Origin of the sequence: Moorena bouillonii PNG (genome assembly GCF_001942495.1) — a bacterium.
GTDB lineage: Bacteria > Cyanobacteriota > Cyanobacteriia > Cyanobacteriales > Coleofasciculaceae > Moorena > Moorena bouillonii.
Genome location: NZ_MKZS01000001.1, coordinates 600,551 through 623,751 on the forward strand (window position 1 = coordinate 600,551; position 23,201 = coordinate 623,751).

At 41.8% G+C, this 23,201-nt stretch carries 17 protein-coding genes and 1 pseudogene; 4 read left to right on the top strand and 14 right to left on the bottom strand.

The genetic code is table 11. The features are described from left to right. Positions 1-105: 105 nt before the first annotated feature. The 3 genes from BJP37_RS02555 to BJP37_RS02565 form a co-directional block, all read right to left on the bottom strand. The gene (locus BJP37_RS02555; RefSeq protein WP_075896235.1) at positions 106-3,723 is read right to left on the bottom strand and encodes a two-partner secretion domain-containing protein; all 3,618 of its coding nucleotides are present in this window, start codon (positions 3,721-3,723) and stop codon (positions 106-108) included. Positions 3,724-3,767: 44 nt separating this feature from the next. Then, the gene (locus tag BJP37_RS02560; protein WP_075905691.1) at positions 3,768-5,288 is read right to left on the bottom strand and encodes a group II intron reverse transcriptase/maturase; all 1,521 of its coding nucleotides are present in this window, start codon (positions 5,286-5,288) and stop codon (positions 3,768-3,770) included. 531 nt (positions 5,289-5,819) lie between these two features. After that, on the bottom strand, positions 5,820-7,070 hold the full coding sequence (locus tag BJP37_RS02565) for an acyl carrier protein (RefSeq protein WP_075896237.1): 1,251 nt from the start codon (positions 7,068-7,070) through the stop codon (positions 5,820-5,822). Positions 7,071-7,260: 190 nt separating this feature from the next. Between BJP37_RS02565 and BJP37_RS02570 the strand changes: the two genes are divergently transcribed. Further along, complete coding sequence (locus BJP37_RS02570) at positions 7,261-8,424, top strand: IS4 family transposase (RefSeq protein WP_075896239.1); 1,164 nt, start codon at positions 7,261-7,263, stop codon at positions 8,422-8,424. On the opposite strand, the gene BJP37_RS02575 is transcribed toward BJP37_RS02570, so the two are convergent. The 11 genes and pseudogenes from BJP37_RS02575 to BJP37_RS02615 all read right to left on the bottom strand — a co-directional run bounded on the left by BJP37_RS02575 (position 8,393) and on the right by BJP37_RS02615 (position 21,713). Then, on the bottom strand, positions 8,393-10,024 hold the full coding sequence (locus BJP37_RS02575) for an AprA-related methyltransferase (protein WP_075896241.1): 1,632 nt from the start codon (positions 10,022-10,024) through the stop codon (positions 8,393-8,395). The genes BJP37_RS02570 and BJP37_RS02575 overlap by 32 nt on opposite strands. 434 nt (positions 10,025-10,458) lie before the next feature. Next, positions 10,459-11,439: a class I SAM-dependent methyltransferase gene (locus BJP37_RS02580; RefSeq protein ID WP_075896243.1), complete on the bottom strand. Its 981-nt coding sequence runs from the start codon at positions 11,437-11,439 to the stop codon at positions 10,459-10,461. Positions 11,440-11,756: 317 nt separating this feature from the next. Next, a pseudogene (locus BJP37_RS35435) lies at positions 11,757-12,364 on the bottom strand (IS1 family transposase); the annotation flags it as partial. 1,156 nt (positions 12,365-13,520) lie between these two features. Then, complete coding sequence (locus tag BJP37_RS02590; protein ID WP_229415167.1) at positions 13,521-14,051, bottom strand: hypothetical protein; 531 nt, start codon at positions 14,049-14,051, stop codon at positions 13,521-13,523. Between the two features lie 133 nt (positions 14,052-14,184). After that, positions 14,185-14,325: a hypothetical protein gene (locus tag BJP37_RS40650; protein ID WP_198954357.1), complete on the bottom strand. Its 141-nt coding sequence runs from the start codon at positions 14,323-14,325 to the stop codon at positions 14,185-14,187. Between the two features lie 462 nt (positions 14,326-14,787). Then, positions 14,788-14,922, bottom strand: a complete 135-nt coding sequence (locus tag BJP37_RS43205) for a hypothetical protein (protein ID WP_269086937.1) — start codon at positions 14,920-14,922, stop codon at positions 14,788-14,790. Positions 14,923-14,977: 55 nt separating this feature from the next. Beyond that, entirely contained in the window at positions 14,978-15,241 is a 264-nt protein-coding gene (locus tag BJP37_RS02595; protein WP_198953937.1) for a hypothetical protein, read from the bottom strand. Between the two features lie 42 nt (positions 15,242-15,283). Continuing rightward, complete coding sequence (locus BJP37_RS02600; protein ID WP_075896244.1) at positions 15,284-16,147, bottom strand: DNA alkylation repair protein; 864 nt, start codon at positions 16,145-16,147, stop codon at positions 15,284-15,286. Between the two features lie 315 nt (positions 16,148-16,462). Further along, the gene (locus BJP37_RS02605) at positions 16,463-17,872 is read right to left on the bottom strand and encodes a hypothetical protein (RefSeq protein WP_075896246.1); all 1,410 of its coding nucleotides are present in this window, start codon (positions 17,870-17,872) and stop codon (positions 16,463-16,465) included. Further along, complete coding sequence (locus tag BJP37_RS02610; RefSeq protein WP_075896248.1) at positions 17,872-18,315, bottom strand: hypothetical protein; 444 nt, start codon at positions 18,313-18,315, stop codon at positions 17,872-17,874. The genes BJP37_RS02605 and BJP37_RS02610 overlap by 1 nt, the downstream gene beginning before the upstream one ends. A gap of 11 nt (positions 18,316-18,326) precedes the next feature. Next, on the bottom strand, positions 18,327-21,713 hold the full coding sequence (locus BJP37_RS02615; protein WP_081431438.1) for a CHAT domain-containing protein: 3,387 nt from the start codon (positions 21,711-21,713) through the stop codon (positions 18,327-18,329). A 442-nt stretch (positions 21,714-22,155) separates the two neighbouring features. Here BJP37_RS02615 and vapB point away from each other — a divergent pair, with 442 nt between their 5' ends. From vapB to BJP37_RS02630, 3 genes are all read left to right on the top strand, one after another. Beyond that, the gene (gene vapB, locus BJP37_RS02620; protein ID WP_075896252.1) at positions 22,156-22,386 is read left to right on the top strand and encodes a type II toxin-antitoxin system VapB family antitoxin; all 231 of its coding nucleotides are present in this window, start codon (positions 22,156-22,158) and stop codon (positions 22,384-22,386) included. Further along, the gene (locus BJP37_RS02625) at positions 22,383-22,772 is read left to right on the top strand and encodes a type II toxin-antitoxin system VapC family toxin (protein WP_075896254.1); all 390 of its coding nucleotides are present in this window, start codon (positions 22,383-22,385) and stop codon (positions 22,770-22,772) included. Before vapB ends, BJP37_RS02625 begins: the two co-directional genes overlap by 4 nt. A gap of 169 nt (positions 22,773-22,941) precedes the next feature. Then, on the top strand, positions 22,942-23,142 hold the full coding sequence (locus BJP37_RS02630; RefSeq protein ID WP_075896256.1) for a hypothetical protein: 201 nt from the start codon (positions 22,942-22,944) through the stop codon (positions 23,140-23,142). The last annotated feature ends 59 nt before the right edge of the window (positions 23,143-23,201 follow it).

Genomic DNA, 23,201 nt, shown 5'->3' on the forward strand with positions numbered 1-23,201 from the left:
CCTGCTCCGAAGCTCCCTCTATATAACGTTTTCAATTAGATCATGAAACCAAATTCTGAGTTATCAAAACATCAAAAAATCCTAGGTTTTCTTTCCTACTATTCCCTACGGTGCGCTTTCCGTAGGCGAATTAAATTCGCCACGGGTCGCACCGCTCCCGACTCCCGACTCCCGACTCCCGACTCCCGACTCCCTATTCCCTGTTCCCTGTTCCCTATTCCCTCTTCCCGAATGACAATCAAGATTGGGCAATATCTGCTCCACAGGAGTCCCGTTAAACGGTTGCGCCGTCAGAATAATCGTGCCATCCTTTGCTATTACCCAGCCTTGGGCTTCGATAATCACTTTTTTGTCTTGACGGGGTCTGACTAAAGATTGCTGCGGTAATGGTTGTCTGGTGTTGGCTAACCTAGGGCTCCTTCGCCACCCCACTGTTCTGTGGGCATTAATCACTGGATTCTCTGGAGTTGGTGGTAAACCCCCCTTTCCGGTAATGATAAAGGAACTCCCGCCAGCAATCCGATTATTCTCAAAGCCACAAAGGTCATTGGCGAGGATGGCTTCTGCATCTACCGGGCTTCCTGGTAATTCGGTTAAGCCTGAGGTGGGGTCTACCTGTGGGATGTTGAGTATGACTTGACCGTTGAAGGATGAGCCAAGCTCAGAAGTGGCAGTGATGTCATTGTCTGGAGTTAGACGATCCCGAAACTCTAAACCAAAGATGCCTTGGGCATTAATCTCAACACGACCTCCTGAACCTTCTTCAGCATTGGCGGTGATATCGCTATTTCCGAGACCGACTAGGGTATCAGTATCAATGGTGATATTGCCCCCATCAGTATTGTCGGCATTAGTTAGAATCAAGCTTCGGTTGAGGAGTCGGATGTCACGAGCTTCTAGGATAATATTGCCTTTTTCTCCTGCTGTTTCTGCTGTGATGATTCCTTTGTTGTCAAGGAAGATGGAGTTAGCATTAATCTCTACCTTGCCTGCTGAAGTTCTCTGTTCAAAACTTCTAGCACTAACTTCTGCTCCATCAGAGATTATTAACTTGTCAGTGGTAATATTCAACAACTCTCCGGCATTTCCTGTGCCTTCAGTTAGAGTAAACAAGCCGCTGGGAAACTCACCATCGGCTGAGGTACTAGTACCAATGATTTGAACACTAGAGGAGGCATTGACAGTCACATTTCCCCCGTCCCCTTGACCAAAAGTGGCAGCTGAAACTTGTGCTCCATCTTTGACAATTAACTTGCCAGTGGTAATATTGAGATCTCCCGCTTTTCCTTTCCCTTGAGTTTGAGTAGACAAGCGACTGAGACGCCGACCATCAGCTGAGGTACCAATCACTTGAACCGTAGAGGAAGTATTCACATTCAAATCTCCCCCATTCCCTTCACCAAAAGTGCCAGCTGAAACTTGTGCTCCATCAGATACAATTAATTGCCCAGTGTTAATACTCAAATTTTGCGCATTTCCTATCCCTTCAGTTAGAGTAAACAAGCCGCTGGAAATCCTGCCATCGGCTGAGGTACCAATCAGTTGAACAGATTCAGAGGCATCCACAGTCAAATTTCCCCCATCCCCTTCACCAACAGTGGCAGCTGAAACTTGTGCTCCATCAGATACAATTAATTGCCCAGTGGTAATATTTAACTCTCCCGCATTTCCTGTCCCTTGAGTTTGAGTACGCAAGCTGCTGCCAATCCGACCATCGGCTGAGGTACCAATCACTTGAACCGTAGAGTCGGCATTCACAGTCAAATCTCCCCCGTCCCCTTCACCAAAAGTACTAGCTGAAACCGCTGCTCCATCAGATACCATTAACTGCCCAGTGGCAATACTCACATTTCCTGCTTTTCCTATCCCTTCAGTTTGAGTAAACAAGCGGCTGGTAAACCCACCATCTGCTGAGGTACCAATCAGTTGAAAAGATTCAGAGGCATCCACTGTCACATTTCCGGCGTCCCCTTGACCAATAGTGCTAGCATTAACAACTGCTCCATCAGAGACGATTAACTCCCCAGTGGTAATACTGACATCTCCCCCTTTTCCTATCCCAGAAGTTAGAGCAAGCAAGCCGCTGCGAGACCGACCATCGGCTGAGGTACCCATCACTTGAACCTTGGAAGAGGCATCCACAGTCAAATTTCCGCCGTCCCCTTCACCCCTTGTGCTAGCATCAAAAACTGCTCCATCAGAGACGATTAACTCCCCAGTGGTAATACTGACATTTCCCCCTTTTCCTATCCCAGAAGTTAGAGCAAACAAGCCGCTGGGAATCCTACCATCGGCTGAGGTACCAATCACTTGAACCTTAGAAGAGGCATCCACAGTCAAATTTCCGCCGTCCCTTTCACCCAAAGTGCTAACTGAAACAAATGCTCCATCAGAGACGATTAACTCCCCAGTGGTAATACTGACATCTCCCGCTTTTCCTATCCCAGAACTTAGAGCAAACAAGCCGCTGGGCAACTGACCATTAGCTGAAGTACCAATCACTTGAACAGTAGAGTCCGCATCCACTGTCAAATTTCCGCTGTCCCCTTCACCAAAAGTGCTAGCTGAAACTTGTGCTCCATCAGAGACCATTAACTGCCCAGTGGTAATACTCACATCTCCCGCTTTTCCTGTTGCTCCTGGAAGAACTAGGGCTCCCAAGAGGCTGCGAGTACCATCAGACGCACCAACCACTCGCACAGATTCAGTGGCATCCACTGTCAAATCTCCCCCCTGTCCTGAGCCGGATACATTAGCACCTATAATAGAACCATCCTCAAGACTCAACTGAGAAGCTCGAACCTCTATCCCACCGCCACTGCCACCCCCTTCAGTATTCGCAAAAACCAAAGAGCGATCGCGTAAACTCACATTAGCCCCCTGCACCTGGATACTGCCACCACCAAAGCCACTGGTAGTGACAACAGCACCCTCGGACAAACTAATATCCTGAAACTCTTGAACTGCTGAATAATCCAACCCAAAACTACTATCCGTTGGGGTCAAGTTAACCACACCATTACCCACACTCCCCAGCTCAATGCGTCCATCCAATGCAGCTATAACACCACCAGGAATAGTAACCTCACCACCAATTAGCCCTAAGGTTTGACCATTTGGTACCAGAAACAGACTAGACTGATTAGTAATACTCCCTGGATTGGATCCATATTGCAACCCAGATGGAATATTAATAGTTAATAACGGTTTATCATTGGGATTTTTTGCGCTGAATACTGTGCCATCGTCAAACAACACACTATCAGCAGTACTCCCAAAAAATGAGCCTCCCAGATCTAGTCTGCTATTGGAACCGAAGACAATACCATTGGGATTTATCAAAAATAAATTAGCATTTCGCAATACTCCCAGAGTCCCCAAAATATTAGAAACATTTGTTCCAGTTACCCGACTCAGGATGTTGGCAACTCCTGCTGGATTCGCAAAATAAACTCGCCCAAACTCGGCCACATTGAAATCCGAAAAGCTGTGGAAGAGATTACTGTCTCTAATCGCTCCACCTTCTATCAAATCTGCCAGGGCACCATTAATAGTCACATTGGGTGTTACTACAGAACTTTCATTACCGAGGGTATTATCTGGGGTTATTTGCCCTAATGCCGTAGTTGCACCCAGTAGAGAACAAAGAACAAAAGGACTTGCTGCGACAAGTTGGTCAATCCGAGGTTTATTAGAGTCGATGCCCGGTATTATCCGGGGCACCTCTCCTTCAAATCCGTACGTGAAGGTTTCCCCTCATACGGCTCCTAGGTGTCCTTGTCTTTCGACTTGCCCCCGTGAATATATTGGTGACAGCTTTGGTGAACAGCCATTAGGTTGTTTATCTTCCAGTTGTCATGATTTCCATCAATGTGGTGAAGGTGTACCTTTTCCTCACTAACGAATTTCAGTCCGCAATATTCACAGGAATGGTTTTGCTTCTTTAAAGCCTCTGCTGTAGCATCGAAGTAGAGCTTAGAGTTTCTCTGACTCCAATAGACTAAATCTCCGTCATATGGGGATTTAGTCCCTTTTACCATTACGTGTTTATTTTGTTCATACTCAACTGCGGGGAAGCTTTTCTTGCATAGCTTATTGGCCTGATATCGGTTCGTCTTTTTTTCCTTGCGGAATTTTCGATTTGCCGTGTTATTCATGAACCATAATCTATCTCGGGAGCTGCTCATGTCACAGTTTTTGTGGTAATTCCTCCATCCACGTACAATGGGGGCTAGTTTTTTGGCTTTAGTTTCCGCACCATAATTCGAGCTGTTGACTATGGTCTTTATTTTCTTACGGATGTTCTTATGATTCTCCACTGAGGGAGTGCAATGAAACTTTCCGTTTTGCTTGACACGCATGTGCCATCCCAGAAAATCGAATCCATCTGTCGTTTTGGTTATCTTGGTCTTTTCTTCACTGATTTCCATCCCGCGCTCTGCCAAAAATTTCTTGATTTTATTCAAGATTTTTTCGGCGTTATCTTTTGGTTTTAGGAATATGACCATGTCGTCCGCATAACGAACGCTAGGGTGTATATCCTCTATTCCGTCAAGTGCAATATTGGCTAGTAGTGGGCTGACTACACCTCCCTGTGGGGTTCCTTGCTCAGGAAATTCCAGGTCAACTCCGGCCTTAAGGCATCTGAATATCCCAGTCTTCAAACTTGCTGGTGCAATTAACCTGTCCATGATGGACTTATGGGAAATGCGGTCGAAACACTTTTTAATGTCTAGTTCTATTACTCTCTTGTTGATGCCTTTGCAGAACGAGTTTAAGTTTTGGAACACGTACTTTTGTACATCATGAGCACTTCTACCTGTCCTAAATCCGTAACTACGGGCGTGGAATGTGGCTTCGTGTGCTGGTTCGAGGGCGAATTTTGCTAGACATTGCCATGCTCTGTCTGTGATGGTAGGTATCTTGAGTTTTCTTATTTTCCCATTTTTCTTGGGAATTGGGATTTCGCGAAGACCGGAGTGGTGCCAGTCAAGGGCATTTCCCTTCATTATCTCAAGTACTTTAAACCTTTCATTACAGCTCAGTGCGGTTTTGCCGTCTATTCCGGCGGTTTTCTTGCCCTGATTGAGCTGAGTCACTTGACGTATGGCCAAAAGTTGAGCTGAGCGGGATTTCAGAATCAGTTTCTGTAGAGACCGAGCTTTCCTCAAGTCACCAGCTTTAACTGCTTTATATACGCGCCTTTGTAGGCGGAAAAGGTTTTTCCGGAGTTGTTTCCAGTTTTGTCCTTTCCAAAGGTCACTAGATTTTTGTCTGTGTCTACCCATACTCTCCATTGGTTTGTATATTCTGAACACCCGTGCCCAGTTTTGAACACATCTTACCCGGTGGTGGGGATTAGGCTTTGGCATAGCTTACTGAGGTTACGACCGTTCCTCCGACCCTTTTGTTTATTGCCACCGTTTTTACTCGTTCCATCATCCAGATTGTTTTGATGATTTAGGGCAGTCCAATTTGCCTATCCTCTTCTCGGGGTTACGACTATCAACAGGAAAACGTCGTGAGAATTAAAGGATGAAGTCCACATGGTTTGTTTCAGATTGTGGCTTCTGCGTAAGACACTTTTCTAGGACTTGTTTGCCCATGTCATCTCCTCCTTAGCGGTAGGGAACCTAATCTGTTTCAGTCCTAATTCCGCCCTGATGCCAGCGTCACTCTGTAGGTTGCCGCCTACTCGGTGTGGCCAGATAGAGAGTCACTTGTCCCTTCAAGGGGTGGATTTTCACCACCATCCGGAAGATAGTTAGGATTTTGAGGTGTTATCCTCACGAATCCCCTCACTCATACCCCTCTAGCTTCTAGAGGCTCCTAGTGAGAACGAGCCGCACCCCATTACGCAGCAGTGACCAGTATTCTGCAGTACTATTGACGCCACCAGGAAGCCGACAAGCCATGCCAATAATGGCAATTAAATCCTCCGATTGCGCTTCGTAAAAATCATAATCATACTCTGATTTTATTTCCTTTTCATTTTCATTGAGGTCATACAATGACCTGATAATAGACTGTTCTTGCTCGAATTTTTGATTGTTAAAATAACCGATGATAGCTTTTGGTGTTCCATACTGGAAGAAGAAAGTCGGTTCGAGTTCTACACCAAAACGATCGCTCAGAAGAGTTCTTAATTCTAAAAGCTCTAGAGAATCTAGTCCCATTTCCATCAGAGGTCGTGAGGGACTATAAGCCGTCATGCGTTGCTCACCCAATATATAACGGATGCATTCTTCTACGAGGTTTTCCTCGGATTCCTTGCCTTTTTTATTGAAATAACCGATGATAGCTTTTGGTGTTCCATACTGGAAGAAAAAAGTCGGTTCGAGTTCTACCCCCAAACGATCGCTCAGAAGAGTTCTTAATTCTAAAAGCTCTAGAGAATCTAGTCCCATTTCCATCAGAGGTCGTGAGGGACTATAAGCCGTCATGCGTTGCTCACCCAATATATAACGGATGCATTCTTCTACGAGGTTTTCCTCGGATTCCTTGCCTTTTTTATTGAAATAACCGATGATAGCTTTTGGTGTTCCATACTGGAAGAAAAAAGTCGGTTCGAGTTCTACCCCCAAACGATCGCTCAGAAGAGTTCTTAATTCTAAAAGCTCTAGAGAATCTAGTCCCATTTCCATCAGAGGTCGTGAGGGACTATAAGCCGTCATGCGTTGCTCACCCAATATATAACGGATGGATTCTTCTACGAGCTGCTCCTTGAATTGGTTTTCTTTTACCTCAATGCTTTTCGTTTCTAGTTCATTGGGCTGGAAAATGTCTTTTTTCTTGACAATATGAGCACGATCGATATAGCTTTGAGGATCAGTTATACCATCCAACTGCTCAATGCCACTTATAGTGAACCAATAGAGCAGAAATTCCAGACATTGAGCATCCCATCCCTTCTCTTGTATTTCCGGCAGAAAATTCATGCCAATAATTTCGATCGCCGATCCTTGCGATGTAGTAAGGGAACTGAGGTTATTCCTCCCAATTGATTTGTTCGATACCTTAGCAGGTAAAATTCTCTCGGAGTAAATAACACCTAAAATTTTACCGTTCATCTCCAGGACAATTTGCCCTTTCGGAAAAGATTCGATCCGCCGCTTTATTTCTGAAAATTCTATGGGTAATGCTTCTTGTTTACCTAACAGGGGGACAAGGAGGCATGAGAGTCTTATGTAGTGAGCGATACAGCAGAAAGAGATAAAAAAAGATAGGTCAAAAGTAGCAGCCCTGACCTATCTAAACAAAATGATAGCTAAACCATACCAGAAAATCCTCCAAAATCAGCTACGTCACACAGCGTATCTATTACTAAATTTGATTGTAATCAGTCTACAATTGCTCAAACAGGTGAAGTTAGAAGTCTTAGCAGAATCCCTGCCCTTACCTATTTTGTTAGATAGCCGTCGTCGAAAAATCAGGCGATTTTTGAGACTTAAACACTTCACTATTGAAACTATCTGGTTCCCCTGCGTGACCGCTCTTTTAGAGGAGATATTTAACCCTAACGATAGGATTTATCTAGTGATCGATAGAACGAGTTGGAGTCTGATTAATATCTTGATGGTGAGTGTGGTCTATGCTCATCGAGCCTGGCCGGTTTACTGGACATCATTAGATAAAAAAGGAAATAGTAACTTGTCCGAACAAAAGGCAGTATTGAGCAAAAGTCTAGAGTTACTATCAGGCTATACTGTGGTGGTGCTGGGAGACCGAGAATTTTGCTCTCCCAAACTAGGTCACTGGCTGGGTGAACGCAAGGCATACTTTTGTTTACGGCAAAAATGTGACACCAAAATTCTGGCAGAAAACGAGGTTTATCAAGAGTTGCGGGACTATGGCTTAAAGCCGGGGATGAAAGTATTTATTAACAATCGTCAGGTCACCAAAAAAAACGGATTTGGAACGTTTAATGTAGCGTGTAAATGGAAACGAAATTACCGAGGATTGAAGACCAAAGAAGCGTGGTATATTTTAACAAATTTTGAGGATTTAGATACCGCTATTGTGTCCTATCAAAAGCGGTTTTCGATTGAAGAAATGTTTCGAGATTTTAAATCAGGTGGTTACAGTCTAGAAGGTTCCAAACTGGGCGCAGAATATCTGACCAAGTTGATTATTATTCTAGCAATTGCCTATACTAGTGCAACCCTTCAAGGACAGGAAATAAAGAAAATGGGAATACAGAAATATGTCGTACGACCAGAAACAAAATCGAAATTTGGTCGTCGCCATAGTTCTTTTTATGTTGGTCAACATCAGCATCATTGGCTCTGCTTAGGACAAATCTGCGAAAAAATTGTAGAGGAACTTTTGCAAATTAACCGCCGTTGGAGCAAGCATTATAAAAAAGGTAAGCGAGCTAGGGATCAAGCCATGTCTACGTTACAAACTCCCTTGTCCCCCTGCTAGCTTGTTTACACTTTGTTTCTAAGTCTACTAATGCGGGGATATCTGACAAATGGGGATGACGAATTGTGTAAGGTCTATTTTCAAAACAATTGAGGGAAATGCGGGTGAAGGGAAATAGTTTTGGGTATCCCTTAGACAAATTTAACTTTGGAAATAAGCCAACTTCCGCCGCAGACATCAGAAAAACATCTGCTTCTACAAGATGCTGCATTGAAAATGCATGATAGGCATCAAAATGCAAATTCTCGCTTTTGTCTAAAAACTTGTTTACCACGTCCGCCTCGAGACAGTGGACTTCTAAAATAACCAAACCATGCTTAGTTACCACAGAAGACCATCTTTCCAGGTGTTCTACTAGGCTTTGTATCATTACATGGGGAGGGATTGACTCTCCACTAGGATCAACGTAAACCCCTTGATATGAAAGTTGAGAGCGAGTTTTCGTTTTTTCTAAATTTTGGGGAGGAATAAAGGGGCGGTCATGATCGAGAAAAGAGCGTATGTGAAGTATGTTTTCAGGGTCATTAATACCATGAAGCATCAAATCTTTGACCATTTGTTCCGGATCCCCAATATCTCCTTTGAGAACCAGATGTGGTATGTCGGCTAAGGTTTTGGCCGTCACCTGTAAAGCAGCTTCGTTATAATCTACACCAATCATGGATACAGGATACCGGTCGAGTACTTTTCCTCTTGCGGATTTAGTTCGGATCGTTTCGTATACTCGCCTTAAAAGAGTTCCATCTCCACATCCCATATCTACAACGTAATTCGGCTGCTCTTCATAAGGCAACTGATTGAAAATAGATAAGATGATTTCCTCTACATCAGTAAAATACTTGTGATGTTGGAATCCACTGGCAACTACATTTAGAGTTCTATCGACGTGACTTTCACCACCGAGGGCATCTCTGCGAAACACATCCTGACAATCCCCAAACAAGATGTCGGGCATGCGAGATAACATGGGAATGTAGGAGGCTGTCGTTCCCATAATTAATGTCCGCTTTACTATAAACCGACCTATCTCCGTAAGACATAGACGGCCTTCTTGCTGATGGGCCCACCCTTTACTCACAAACAGCTCAGACAATTCCTCGCGCACCGAAGGACTCAATCCCTCGAACAAGGATTTCTGTGCTTCTTCCACAAACAAGTTGTGCTTTTGAAGTGCCAACAAAATAAGACCAACCAGAATTCCATCTAAAAAGTCTGCAATCATCGGCTCCTCAACATTCCATCTTTGGCGGGAATGCTCTATCCAGCTTTTGAGAAAACCTGAGTGCTGTTCTCCGAGTAAATAGGAATCGATGGGCAAGTGATATAAATCGAGGATGTCTTCTGGAATCTGCTGGTAAATTTCCGCTTTGTCAGTTAAAGAATATTCTCCGGCTTCATTGCGTGAAAGCCAATTCAAAGATTCCATCATTCTTAAGGCTACCTGGAGGTGTCCCCTGTTGCCCCCTAGATCCTTAACTATTTGTTCTAAGGTTATATTCTCTTGACGCCGCAAGAGGTCAAAGAAACCTTTTTGTTTACAAGCCAGAATTACGGGAATAGAGATAATTCCATGTTGATAGCGATTGATTGTGTCTAACATTATTAATTTTTAATTAACTCCAATATTGTTTACTATCAATAGGTCAGAACTTTTCAATCAAAATTTATTCTGAATAGAGATTGCCTTAATGAGTAGTCGTTAGCCTAAACTTCAGATTTCAAATTATATTTGATGTTCCAGGGTGCATCTCACTTTTTCTGTTTGACCCGGTGGTGCGTTACGGGGCTGGCTGTCCAAACCAAGCACGAAGAGGCGGAAAATTAGAACGAGCGCCCCTAACGGACCCTACAGAATATTTTCAAATATGAGATGCACCGGATGTTCCAATTGTTTAAATTTGAAGATTTTTATGTAGCGATAAATACACAGTTAGCAAATTCCTGTTTCAGATCGTCAGCAATTGCTACAGTTTGCGAGAAACCTGCTTCTTCTAGGATAGAAACCCACTGTTTTTTTGTCAATAACATTATTTCTTATCGTTTATCGTTATCATCCATTTTAAATCTCCACCATCCTTCTAATGAACCAAAGCACATATGCCACCAAATTTGAGGATCGGTCAGTTCTAAAAGAATGAGAAAACCATTTGGTTTTAGCAATTTACGCAAATTATAAAGGGTGAATAGAATGTTTTTTGTATCATGAATAACATTGTTTGCCAGAATTATATCGAAGGAATTATTGGTATATCTCTGATCGATACAATCTTTTTCTAGATCCAAAATTTTATAGTCTATAAACGGATAATTAGCGTATTTTTTTGCTCCTAGACGTAGAAAGTAATTACTAATATCTGTAAAAACATACTTGGTTTGCTTAGGTTCAAACAGAGGCAAGAGATGTGTTGTTAATCCACCCGTGCCACTGCCGACTTCGATTACATTAATTGTTGACTCTATCCTGGAATTTATCAGAATTTTAATAGCTTCTTTAATGTACTTATAGAAGACTTGGTAAGTCACACTAGATTCATACCATTTTGACATTAAGTTGCTAGAAAACAAAAGCTGAATAATAGTAGAGGTGCTTTCATCCTTCATCAGCTTGATGAGATTGTTCCCGACTCTTTCCATGAGAGATAGTTCTATGTGATAAAAAGGTAGCTGAATCATCAGCTCTTCTAAGAGCACTTTCACATCAGTCTCTTGATAGTCATACTTGACGACAATTTGAGTAAGTAACTGTATCCAGTAAAGCTTTGAAAGAGGAATTTGCTTTTCTTGAAGTTTCTGGCGACAATAATCTGTATTGCTGCACTTATTTAGTTCATTATTGTGGAAATTTAACTTTTTAAAAGCGTGCCTAATATAGGAATTTATTAATAAATCTATTTTAGGTTGCTTTTTCTTAACTTGTTGGATTTTTTTTAGGTCTTCTTCTAAATCTAGAGACTGTACATACTGCAAAATTGTTTCATTTAATACAGTATTTTTTTTTAAAATTTTACTAGACATAAAGGTGATTTAATTGATTTATGACCAATAAAAGCGTTTATAGCGGTTGTCAATTTGGTGAGGTACAGATTCCTGGGTTAATGGAAACAGCGGATCTGAAACGGAGCTAGGAAAAAAGGAGAAGAGGGAAGAGGGAAGAGAGAAGAGGGAAGAGGGAAAAAATCCGGCGTTGCATTACTGTGGGATGATTTAGAGTTTTTTTCGATAGCGATCGCTTCAAAATCAAACCCAAATGTTTAACTTCAAGTAATTGAGAAATAATTTTGTTTGTGTTTGAGATAGTAAATCAGAATCTTTATTGACAAATTTAACATCTATTTTGACTTAAAATAACAAAAGCTTTTACGATGTAATCGCGCTAGATAATGACGCAAACGACTATTCTATCCTTCGATCCTTGTCATTGATATTTTACGAACGTTCTGGTCTCCATCTAGAATAAATTGAGGGTAAACTTTATATCCATCTGCAATCCAAAAATAGCAATTCCAATGCTTGATTTTTTTTGCATAATTTTTTAAAAGTTTTGGCACTGCGATCTCCTATTACTAATTAGTAAATATCCAAGTAATCCTTGTTTAAAGCTGTCCAGACCCAAATTTATTTTTGGCTATAAATGTTTGCAGTTCATCTAGTTGATACACTTGTGGTGTTTTGTAATTTTTATGAGAATCAGGTAACTGATTACCAATCTGCTTCCCCCAACGAATTACTGTATTATGATTGACAGTAATTCTTTCAATAGCCCTAAAACCATTACCAGTTAGGTACATAGTTAAACAGTATTATTTAACTTTTTTAGAATCACATAATTTTGAATAAGACTCAATAAATTTGCGACCACAGCTCTTACATTGATAATTTTGTTTACCCCTTCTGTGACCATTTTTTCAATACTATTAGACTGACAGTTCGGGCAATTTATACTCATTTATTTCAGGAGAGTGCTAAAGTTTAACTTTTTTATTAAAAATAAATCATCCCAGAATCATGCAACGCCTCTATTTTAGACCTCAATATCATCAACTAACTGTAAATCCTGGAAAAAATGCGTATCAAGATTTTCATACATCCTACCTATGTGTTAAGTTAGCATAACAGATAAAGACATGCAAAATAATTCTGTCAATAGTTTTTGACCAAGACAGACATGAAGTCATATTATTATGTCATCACTCCTCAGTAATTAGTCATAGGTTGTTGTCAAAAACCATTAATAATCCATCCATTGGAAATGTTATAGGGTTTATAAACGATTTATGAAAATCCAGAAGCCCAAAATTTATTTTAGTGCCGCTATCGTGCCTCCGTGATAGTTTAAAATCTATTTATAATTGCTATATGGATTGACTTATGGATTGACTATTTATTGGTGACATATAGCGGTTTGGAATTAAGCTAATTACACTAACCACAACTAGGTCAATAGTCAGTAGTCAGGATTCTGGATTCTACTTAACCTACAAGCAAACCGCTATAATCTAAGCTTCATCGCTACGCTTTTGTAGTGTTCAATATCACTATAAACTAAGTCCTTTTTATTATGTTGCCAAATTGTCATAAATTAACCTTGTTTGTTTTGGCAAGAATTCCTGTCCGCCATTTCCAGATTTTTCACCCCAATTAGAACAAAAGGCTACTGGACTCTTGTGTCAGCCAGCCAGGACATGCTCTAGCACCACATTTGCCTGAAAGCCTGTTCCCAGAAGCCCTAGAAGCGCCCTGACCAACCTCTGCCCGCGTTCGAGAGCGGCATCAGGGGAATCCAGTAGTCCGGTTTAGGTATCTGGATTTTGCAGTGCTGCCGAAATTTTGGCGGTGATAGGCCAGGCTGGTGGGGAAAATAACCGAGGTAAGGCTTCATAAACGCTTAAAAACCTTCAACTAAATATCTTTTATGGGCTGACGATATCTAACTAGTTATCCTTGCTGAACTAATTTGAATTGTAAAAGCACGCTCTTAGATAAGTCAAGGCTTTTCTGTATTGCATACAGTCTTTTAAAAATCGACCTAACGTAATAATTATAATGAGCTATTCCGGTCAGAACAGAATCAATACTGTTCGGATACTCAGTGCTCTCTATTGTTCCCGTTCCAAAAGTCTCAGCAATAACCCTTCATCGAGTCCAGCCAAGCTTGTAGCAAGCACCCTGAGGGTGTCAACATAGCCAAGATACATTTCGTACTGCTGTCGCTTATCTGGAGAGATTTTGTCAAACTCGACTCCTTTTCCCCAGCGGTGAATAGTATTGGGTTTAATCTTTAATACTTTAGCAATCAAGTTGATGCACTTCTCCCGATAACCATGCTCAGATTCCAGGATTAAGATATATGACTCTGTGTAGCACGGCTGTCCGTATTGATTGACGGCTTCTAGTCCGAACCAGCGGCGACAAAATCTCCTTGGGTGCATGCCTTCTCCCTGAAGAACACTGGTTTTCAGAATTTTGGTAGCTACCTGATCAGGTTGATGCTTCCTAGTGTTACCGGCAGCATACTGGCAGTTCTGGAGATCGTCGTGAGAACTAGGACTGGCTTGAGCTATCCTGATTCCTTTGATCTGATTAATATAGTCGCGAATGCCTGTCTGAACATTTCTTGTGTATGACATAACTACGCACTCCATGATTATCAAGGAACTTTTGTACCGACAATTTGGAAAATGGGAGTAGCTCTCAGAGCGTGTTTAATGTAGATGTATTTCTTGAGGAGGTCTAATGGGTGACTTTTGACGTGATAAAATGTCACCGTCTAAACAGGACGACATCCTTTTGGAAAATCAACTCATGGTAGTCTGCTAGGTCATCAACTTCCAGGAAGTTGAGTAAAATCCTACGGACTAACCAAACTACCATTTTGGCCAGTAAGTTTAGTTTCCATTTCATCTGCATTACCTTAACTCCTGGATAGAAACCAACAGACAAGTAAGTATTCAGGGATCAGCCCCTCAGGTATCAATTCATGTCAGACAATGGCTGATCAATCAAGATAGTCAGCGGTTGTCACTGTATCAAGTATAGGAAATTGGCTTGAACTGATGTAGAGTAGCTTGTTGGTGATCAGGGCTTTATCAAGAGCTGATAGCTGGCAAGGGTAGCTTTTCAAGTAGCGCTTTAGCCCTAGGTTGAATCCTTATCCTTGGGCTCAATCTTAGTGAGAGCTCGCTCTGACTGACTGTAGAGACCATGCTCAACTAAATAATCGAAAATCTGATCAGAGTTCAACACAAGCGTCATAAGTCATGAAGGTGTAAGCACCCTTTCAAAAAAACTAGGTAGGTCGAGTCGGGAGAATTAACTCGTTTCCCTATTGACTTATCAGACCGAATTCGGGAACTTATGCGAAACTTAACAAAAGTTAACGATATCTTCGGGAATAGGGAGTCGGGAATAGGGAGTCGGGAGTCGGGAGTCGGGAAAAATAGAGGTGCGGGTAGCAGGTTGGTAGCCATGCAGCGCCCTTGATGAGGGGATTTCTGCCAAGACCTGGCTGCATCGCCTTTAGCTTTGTTGTCAGCTCTTCACCAACATTTGACTATTACAAGACGACTGTAACCCCAAGCAGGATGCCAGGAATCACAAAAAACACCCCAAGGATATAAGCAAATGCGATCGCTTTTCGTTCACTAGCCACAGCAGGGAGGGTTTCTGCACTGATAATTGGCAAGCGACAGAGGAAGGGAATGCCATAGATGATAATTACTCCAAGCACGTTGTAGAGTAAGTGAACCATAGCAATTTCTCGGTAGGCAGTGTTGGGACAGTCTGTCCCGGATGCTGCTGGTGAAATATTGCTTAACAAAAAAATGAGTCAAAGCATTGACGATATGGTGAGAGTTGGGAACTAATTAATGGCTAGTAGAAGATCCTGGGATAAACTATTCTGCTTTTTGAGAGTCCTAAGAGCGTGTTTAATAATCCAACTTGTTTCCTTGGTTGGAGATTCTTTTCGCCACCTCAAACAGGTATTTATTACCCAATCTGGATTAGATTTGCTGGCATCATTCAACCAGTTACCAACCGAACGCTGCACATAATTACTGGGGTCTGAACGAACGAATTCTAATATGGTCAAACCTGGATCGGGGTTTTTCTTCAAAGTTGGAATATGTTTACACCAAACGCCACGAGGACGAGTAGCTTCTACCGCACAGCGTCGAATATTGGGGTCTTCATCTTTAACCCACTCTGTTAGTAACTCCAAGCTATAAGCTAAATCCTCTACAAGATAGCTTCTAAGGGCATCCCAAGCGCATTCTCTGACAGAGAAACTACCATCAGCGGCGAACCTACCCATTATTTCTAACCTCTGGGGTAAGGAGAGAGTCTGGTCAGCGGCTATACTAAAAGCAGCCCAAGCTCTAACCATGTCAGAAGTATGATTAGCCAACGTTTCAAAAATGTCCGTTCGGTTCTCCTCTTCTTCTAGAGCGTTAAAGAGTATTTTTCCAATGCCTTTGAGTCCCTTGGTAATGCCTTGGTCTTGAAGTTTCAAGCTCTGATCATACAAGTTATCAATTTTTTCTTCCCAACCTATTTCTGTAAGACTATGCCGAAGCAGAAAAGGCATATCAATGGCTAACCATTCGACGAGATTGACGGTTTCAATTTTTCCGTGATTGAGTGCCCATAAGACGTCATTCTGAATTTCAGAACGCTTCCTTGCTCCTTTTCTCGCTTTTAGCCTTTCAAGTTCAACTGTGTGCATAAAAAAATTGCTTTTTTTCACATCTTGCAACCCAATAAAGTAGGGTGGTAAAAGTGCTATTATCTAAACTATAAAGTAGGGTGGGCAAAATTTTAGGCTATAGAATGATAAAAAAACTAAACGGTTTTTGCCCACCAACAGGGAATAGGGAATAGGGAATAGAAAGTAGGGTGGGCAAAGTTTTATGATCTAGAATTGCTAAAATAATCAAATTGTTTTTGCCCACCCTACAAGCTAAAAACTTTCTTTTTATTGAGCAATAAAAACTATAATTATCAAAAGAACTAAACGGTCTTTGCCCACCCTACAACCTTATCATTTTGATACCCGATGAATAATGCGATACACAATTAACCCAGCGATCGCACCAACTCCCACATGAAATAGCACAAACACGACACTGTAAGTCAAGCAAGGTGTAACACCAGCCTTGGGGCAATCTAAGGATTGTTTGGGGTATAGTTGGGTGATAATAGACTCTACCGGTTTAGCAGCGGTTTGGGAAGAAATACCACTGACCCCTAAACCAATACCCACCGAGGCAATCCAACGTTCTAATCGTTTCTCTTGTTGTGCTTGTTCAGTCTCTACGATGCCTCGGATACTACCAAGCATCTGGTCAAATAGTTGCTGACCCGGTTTGAGATAATTCAGGTTGGTTTGAATCTGACGTTTAAACAGCTCGGTTCTTTGGTTTAGGAAGTCTTCTAAAAACTCGATATTATCGTCTTTGAGACTAGATTCACGGATTTTTTTTAGCCATGTGTCATAGTTGGCGGCATTGGTAGCGATCGCAGTTTTATGATCCTCCAGGTCTCGCAGATGACCAGCATACTCAAAGGTCTGGGATGGCATCTCCGTCAGTTTCTGCTTCAGTTCCTCTAGCCTTGTTTCTGGCTCCCTTGGCAATTCCTTGAAGCCTTTAACCTCTTGTTCCAGTTGCCCATAGAGTTCCCTGGTTTGCCGATAACACCAACGGGCTTGATCATAAGCAAACAGGATTTTACTGCGACAGCACAACAGATTGAAAAAAGACAAGGAAGTCTTTTCAATCAGCTTTAAGGTTTCTGGGTGACGGTTTAACCAGACCAGAACGTGACATTGCTCCGTTGGTTTCTCCTTACCGTTGTCATAGGCAAAAATGGGGCTACCAAATAACTGCCCAAATGCCATAAACTGCGGTTTTTGGTCGGTTCCCTGGAAAAAAGCATCCACACAGGCATCTGCTAACTTTCTATCTTCCTCGGGAGTGCCCACTGGTTCCCCATAGAGCACTAAGGTTTGTCCCAAAGAAGGTTGAATAGTGCTGGCTAGCAGGCACCCTTGGGGATTTAACCGACTAAATTGACTAGCTGGAACGGTGACATTTTGGTAGTACAGGGTGAGGTCAAGGGCATAAGTATCATGAATTTTAACCGGATAGACCTCGACTGTAAGGGCAGAGCCTTCTATTTGCAGTGGTGGCGTATAGGTTAAGCGACCATTATCAGGTAATAGTTTTATGTAACGGTTTGTGATCGGTGTTTGGGTTGGAGGGGATTGTAATTTTTCCGGTAAAGATTTCAGCTCTGGGATCCCAAAGGGTTCGCTGAGGTTAGCACAGTGTTGCCACAACTGATCCGCATCCGGTCGCAACTGTCCCAGTTCTTGGCTTAAGTCTTGGCAGAGATGAAAAGCATAAAGGGTGACGCTGGGGTTTTTAATTGGCAAGGCGGTGTCAGTCATCAGCCTTTGGGAGTGTTGGGTTTTTGGGTTTCTGGGGGAGAACTCTTGCGGAGCTCATTAATCAGGGTTTCCTTTAGGTTTTTTTCCTCTTCGGCTTTAGTTTTATCAGTGGGGAATTTGCCTCCAGCTGCTCTCCTACCTGATTGGCTAGCAAGTAGATTACATGATTGGCTAGTAAGTAAAACATCTAGAGCATCGTCAATCACTGGATGAGATGTACACCACTTATCAATCTCATCTGCTAATCCCTCCACATCATCATTAGCCAGGGAATTAAATATCGCTTCGATTTCATTGCGATCCTGTTCAGAAAAAAGTAGTCCCGTGTTGATTATGGAATTAAATATCGCTTCGATTTCATTGCGATCCTGTTCAGAAAAAATATCTGGTCGCGTGTTGGTTAGCTTGATAAAATCTTTTATTAATTGAATCTCAGATTTCATAGTCTTAACTCCTATTGACCAATTGCACAAAATGCTGCCCAATGATAGGGTTTTTCAAAAGGTTTATCGCTGGGGCTTAGATCCCGAAAATCATCATTCTGCAAAAGCTGAGCCCTCAACAACCGCTTTTGATAACTTTTTATAGATAAGCTCTTAATCCAGAGCAATAAATTTTCCTTAGTCACATCCCGCAGCCAGAATTGCGCTTTATTAAGGGCAACTGTCAAGGACATCTGGTAGTTTAGCAGATTATCATAAAATTTAATCATCAACAACGCTGTAGATAAATCGTCTACTGTCCACAGGCTACAAACTACTGCTGGACTACCCGCAACGAGGAAACCACTGGGTAAACCAATGTATTCATCGCTAATGTTATCAAAGTCGATTAATCCGGTTTCACAAGCGGAAAGAGTGACAAGGCGACATTGCTCTAATTTGAGGCCAAAAATTTCCTCTAAGGTCAGAAATCCATCTTCTGTAGTTTTGTCTTGGACTATCTGTTCACTTTTCCTTTCCGCTAAAACCAGTGCCGATTTTAGGGGTGATCTTGGGTTGAAATCACCATGACAGGAAAAGTGGCAACAGTGGGCTGCTGTCAAGTTCTGATTGACTTTGACAGCAGCTTCTTTTGCCTCTTGGCTGGCTAAGACTTCAGCAGCCTGGAAAAATGATTTAATCACTTCCACTTCTAAGTTAGTGTAAACCAAATCATCAGTAGGGTTTTGAACCGCAAACAGGTGGGTAAAATCTTCTGGGCGTTTTCTGGTTTTAGCAAGTTGGAGTAGTTGACAGCTCGGGGCATAACTTACCCCTGCTGGAAAGCGATCCATCAGAATTTCCGAGTTACCTTCTCCCTCATTACTAGTAATCGGTAAACCATGAAGGGGAAACAAATGTAAATACCGATGGGGAATTAAAATTAAGCGATCGCACTCTGGGGGGATTTGCTCAATGATGTCATCAATGTGTATAATTTTTGCAAGCAAATGTAGACGGGTAGTCAGGCGACGTTGCCAATAGTCTTTTTTGTTGTAGTAGGCTCTGAGATACCCATTTACCGATTTTTGAAATTTTTTAAAGTCTTGTGGTTCAGATTGCCAAACTATGGGTTGTTGAGTTTCGCTGGTAAAGATAAAAGTGAGCAGCTTATCCCCTGTAATGTAAAATTCTACAATGGCAGTGTGGTGATCCAGCTTCTGCTGAAATTGCTCAAACTTAAAGCTAGAACCGATAGGTAAATAGTGGTCTTGTAAATCATTGCGCTGCTGTCGCAATTGTTTAAGATGTTGTGCTAATACTTTGGGATTCTCAGCTTTACCCTGTTGAATTTTATCCTGACCTTTCGCTATTTCATCCCTGTATTGTTGTAGTTGATTAGCAACATCTATAGGAAAGATAGTTTTCAGGTCACGGCTGATAATCTTTTCAACTAAATTGCCGGTTTTGCTCCGTTCAACATATTCAATGGCTGCAGTGATATTAGTTAAGTCTAGGCAAGTTTCTACCATGCCTCGATAGACTCTATTCCATTTTTCAGCTAGTTTTGTCTTGTAGTCTTCTACTCCAGAACCATAAATAATTTCATCTCGCAGGAATTCTACGGTTTTAATAGCAGCATCAAAAGCCTTGTAAGCTTCTGGGAAATTTTGAGCATCTTGGTAAGCAAAACCGAGATTGTTTTGAGTCAATGCCCATTTTTTTTGAAAATCTTTACGGGTGAAAACGTCTAAAGCCGATTGGTAGCAAGCGATGGCATCTTCTAGATTTTGTGCTTTGGGAGCTGTGATTCGCTCAGAGTAAGCACCACCGAGATTGATTTGAGTCGTTGCCCATTCATAGGGAAAAGCTTCACGGGTGAAAACGTCTAAAGCCGATTGGTAGCAAGCGATAGCCTGTTCTCGGTTTTGTGCCTTCTGACCTGTGATTGGCTCAGAGTAAGCATTACCGAGATTGATTTGAGTCGTTGCCCATTCATAGGGAAAAGCTTCACGGGTGCGTACTTCTAAAGCCGATTGGTAGCAAGCGATGGCCTGTTCTCGGTTTTGTTGTGCCTTCTGACCTGTGATTCTGTCAAGGTAAACATTACCGAGATTGTTTTGAGTCGTTGCCCAATCAACAGGAAAAGCTTCACGGATGCGTACTTTTAAAGCCAATTGGTAGCAAAAGATCGCTTTTTCTAGGTTTTGTGCTTTTTGGCCTGTGATTCTGTCACGGTAAGCATTACCGAGATTGTTTTGAGTCTGTGCCCAATCAACAGGAAAAGCTTCACGGGTGCGTACTTCTAAAGCCAATTTGTAGCAAGCGATGGCAACTTCGAGGTTTTGTGCCTTCTGACCTGTGATTCTTTCTAAGTAAGCATTACCGAGATTGTTTTGAGTGGACGCCCATTGTTCGGGAAATCCTTCACGGGTGTAAACGGCTAAAGTCGATTGGTAGCAAGCGATGGCATCGTCTAGGTTTTGTGCCTTCTGACCTATGATTCTTTTTAAGTAAGCATTACCGAGATTGTATTGAGTCCCTGCCCAATGAACAGGAAAAGCTTCACGGGTGTAAACTGATAAAGCCAATTCGTAGCAAGGGATGGCATTTTCTAGGTTTTGTGCTTTCTGACCTGTGATTCTATCAGAGTAAGCATTACCGAGATTGGTTTGAGTCCTTGCCCAATCAATAGGAAAAGCTTCACGGGTGCGTACTTTTAAAGCAAATTGGTAGCAAGAGATCGCTTCTTCGAGGTTTTGTGCTTTCTGACCTGTGATTCTTTCTAAGTAAGCATTACCGAGATTGTATTGAGTCGTTGCCCAATCAATGGGAAAAGCTTGACGGATGCGTACTTCTAAAGCCAATTTGTAGCAAGCGATGGCCTGTTCTAGGTTTTGTTCTTTGGGACCTGTGATTCTGTCAGAGTAAGCAAGACCGAGATTATTTTGAGTCATTGCCCAATCAACAGGAAACGCTTCACGGGTGCGTACTTCTAAAGCCAATTGGTAGCAAGCGATGGCATCTTCTAGGTTTTGTTCTTTCTGACCTGTGATTCGCTCATAGTAAGCAAGACCGAGATTGTTTTGAGTCATTGCCCAATCAACAGGAAAAGCTTCACGGGTGAAAACAGTTAGTGCGATTTCATAGCCAGTGATTGCAATTTCGATATTGCTAGCTTTTTCGCTGTATTCGACAATAAATGCTGCTATGGATTTTGCTTCATCTGGTTCCAATTCCGCCAGCCTAGTTGTTGCCCAATCCCGCAATAGTTCTACTAACTTATCATTCAGTTTGTCTGTATTTGCTGCCAGTAATGGGTAAACTACCTGCTGATCACCATTACTGTCTGCGGTTGCCTGTAGTACCTGTAAGAGAAAATCGAGTTGGGCATCAGATGTGTTTCGATTAACCCCCATCAACTGCCCTACAATATTCATTAAAAAATTAGACTTATCTAAATCGCCCTGGATTCGTAAATCTTCCGCCACTGCCAGCATTGTCTGCTGCAATCCCCCATCCACCAAATTCCGGTAGCTATTCAAAATCTTAGAGACTTCTTGATCATTAGACTCCGCGAGTAGTTGGTCAATCAACTTTTGATAGGCTTGGAGGCGTTCTTCGTTCATGGGAATGACAGCTCAGTCAATATACTATTTCTATTTGAGTTGTGAACGGAATCCCTTAGGGAAAGGGAAGAGACAAGGTAAGCTATCAGCTAATGCGCTACGCGCACGCTACGCAAACAGCTAACGGCCAACGGGTGATTGCTGATATTTTACTATAAATTAACTAAAAATGCTATATTAATTTATATAACTTTATCAAAACTATTTGACACACACTAAACTAGTAAAAACCATGACTATTGACACAGAAATTTTACAAACAGTGGAGAAAATGCCAGAATCCCTAAAACAAGAACTGCTCCATTATGCCAAGTATCTGATGGCAAACTACTCCCAAGATATTTCCCCAGAGCAGCATGCTGGCAATAAACGTCGTTCAGGTATCTTAAAAGGAACCTTTGTTCTCCCATTGCCTGATGATTTTGATGAACCATTAGACGATTTTAATGAATATATGGAATGAGCTCTTTCCTGTTAGACACTCATGCATTTATTTGGTTATCTGAAAATGACCAAAATTTGCCTAATAAACTAAGAGACATGATTGATGCAGCGGATAGGGTTTATCTTAGTATTGCTAGTCTCTGGGAAATTGCAATTAAGTTGAATCTTGGTAAGTTATCACTGCAACGAAGTTATCAAACCATTGAATTTGAACTTCAATCATCAGATATTAGTTTACTACCTATTGAATTTATCGACACTCGGCAAATTTCTAATCTACCCCTACATCATCGTGATCCATTTGATAGAATGTTGATTGCTCAAGCCATGAATATATCTCTAGTTTTAATTAGTCGGGATAATAAATTTGATGCTTATCCAATTCAAAGACTATGGGTTATTTGACTGACTAATAAAGCTTACAATTTTAAAGATATACTACCCGATTATCTTACAGATAATCGCTTTTTTAACTAACCCTAAAACTTTCCAAAAAAAACTTTGAAAAACCCTTGACAATTAAAATTATAATCATTACAATAATCAATGTAAACCCAAGTTGAACTTTTTCACAATGTCAGAACAATTTACTCGCAATTTCAAGAAAAAACCAACTCAGCACACTCTCAAAGGACCTCGTGAATCAGTAATCAATAGTATGCATATGCTGTATTCTCTAGGCTATGCAGAAATAGCTGAGTGGACTCCTTTCGAGCCGACCGAGATTCCAGGAGAAGTAATTACTACTATGACCAAGTATTGGCTGTTGCCATAACACCTTGTCTTGATGCAATAGCGAGTGGGGGAAACCCCCAAGACCGCGCTGCATCGCTC

Excerpts from the sequence above, each read along its gene's own strand:
- BJP37_RS02615 (WP_081431438.1), bottom strand. The coding sequence starts at position 21,713 with ATGGGGGTTAATCGAAACACATCTGATGCCCAACTCGATTTTCTCTTA.
- BJP37_RS02610 (WP_075896248.1), bottom strand. The coding sequence starts at position 18,315 with ATGAAATCTGAGATTCAATTAATAAAAGATTTTATCAAGCTAACCAAC.
- BJP37_RS02580 (WP_075896243.1), bottom strand. The coding sequence starts at position 11,439 with ATGTCTAGTAAAATTTTAAAAAAAAATACTGTATTAAATGAAACAATT.
- BJP37_RS02630 (WP_075896256.1), top strand. The coding sequence starts at position 22,942 with ATGTCAGAACAATTTACTCGCAATTTCAAGAAAAAACCAACTCAGCAC.
- BJP37_RS02575 (WP_075896241.1), bottom strand. The coding sequence starts at position 10,024 with ATGTTAGACACAATCAATCGCTATCAACATGGAATTATCTCTATTCCC.
- vapB (WP_075896252.1), top strand. The coding sequence starts at position 22,156 with ATGACTATTGACACAGAAATTTTACAAACAGTGGAGAAAATGCCAGAA.
- BJP37_RS02590 (WP_229415167.1), bottom strand. The coding sequence starts at position 14,051 with ATGTCATACACAAGAAATGTTCAGACAGGCATTCGCGACTATATTAAT.
- BJP37_RS02570 (WP_075896239.1), top strand. The coding sequence starts at position 7,261 with ATGATAGCTAAACCATACCAGAAAATCCTCCAAAATCAGCTACGTCAC.
- BJP37_RS02600 (WP_075896244.1), bottom strand. The coding sequence starts at position 16,147 with ATGCACACAGTTGAACTTGAAAGGCTAAAAGCGAGAAAAGGAGCAAGG.
- BJP37_RS02565 (WP_075896237.1), bottom strand. The coding sequence starts at position 7,070 with ATGAACGGTAAAATTTTAGGTGTTATTTACTCCGAGAGAATTTTACCT.
- BJP37_RS02560 (WP_075905691.1), bottom strand. The coding sequence starts at position 5,288 with ATGGGTAGACACAGACAAAAATCTAGTGACCTTTGGAAAGGACAAAAC.
- BJP37_RS02605 (WP_075896246.1), bottom strand. The coding sequence starts at position 17,872 with ATGACTGACACCGCCTTGCCAATTAAAAACCCCAGCGTCACCCTTTAT.
- BJP37_RS02625 (WP_075896254.1), top strand. The coding sequence starts at position 22,383 with ATGAGCTCTTTCCTGTTAGACACTCATGCATTTATTTGGTTATCTGAA.
- BJP37_RS40650 (WP_198954357.1), bottom strand. The coding sequence starts at position 14,325 with ATGAAATGGAAACTAAACTTACTGGCCAAAATGGTAGTTTGGTTAGTC.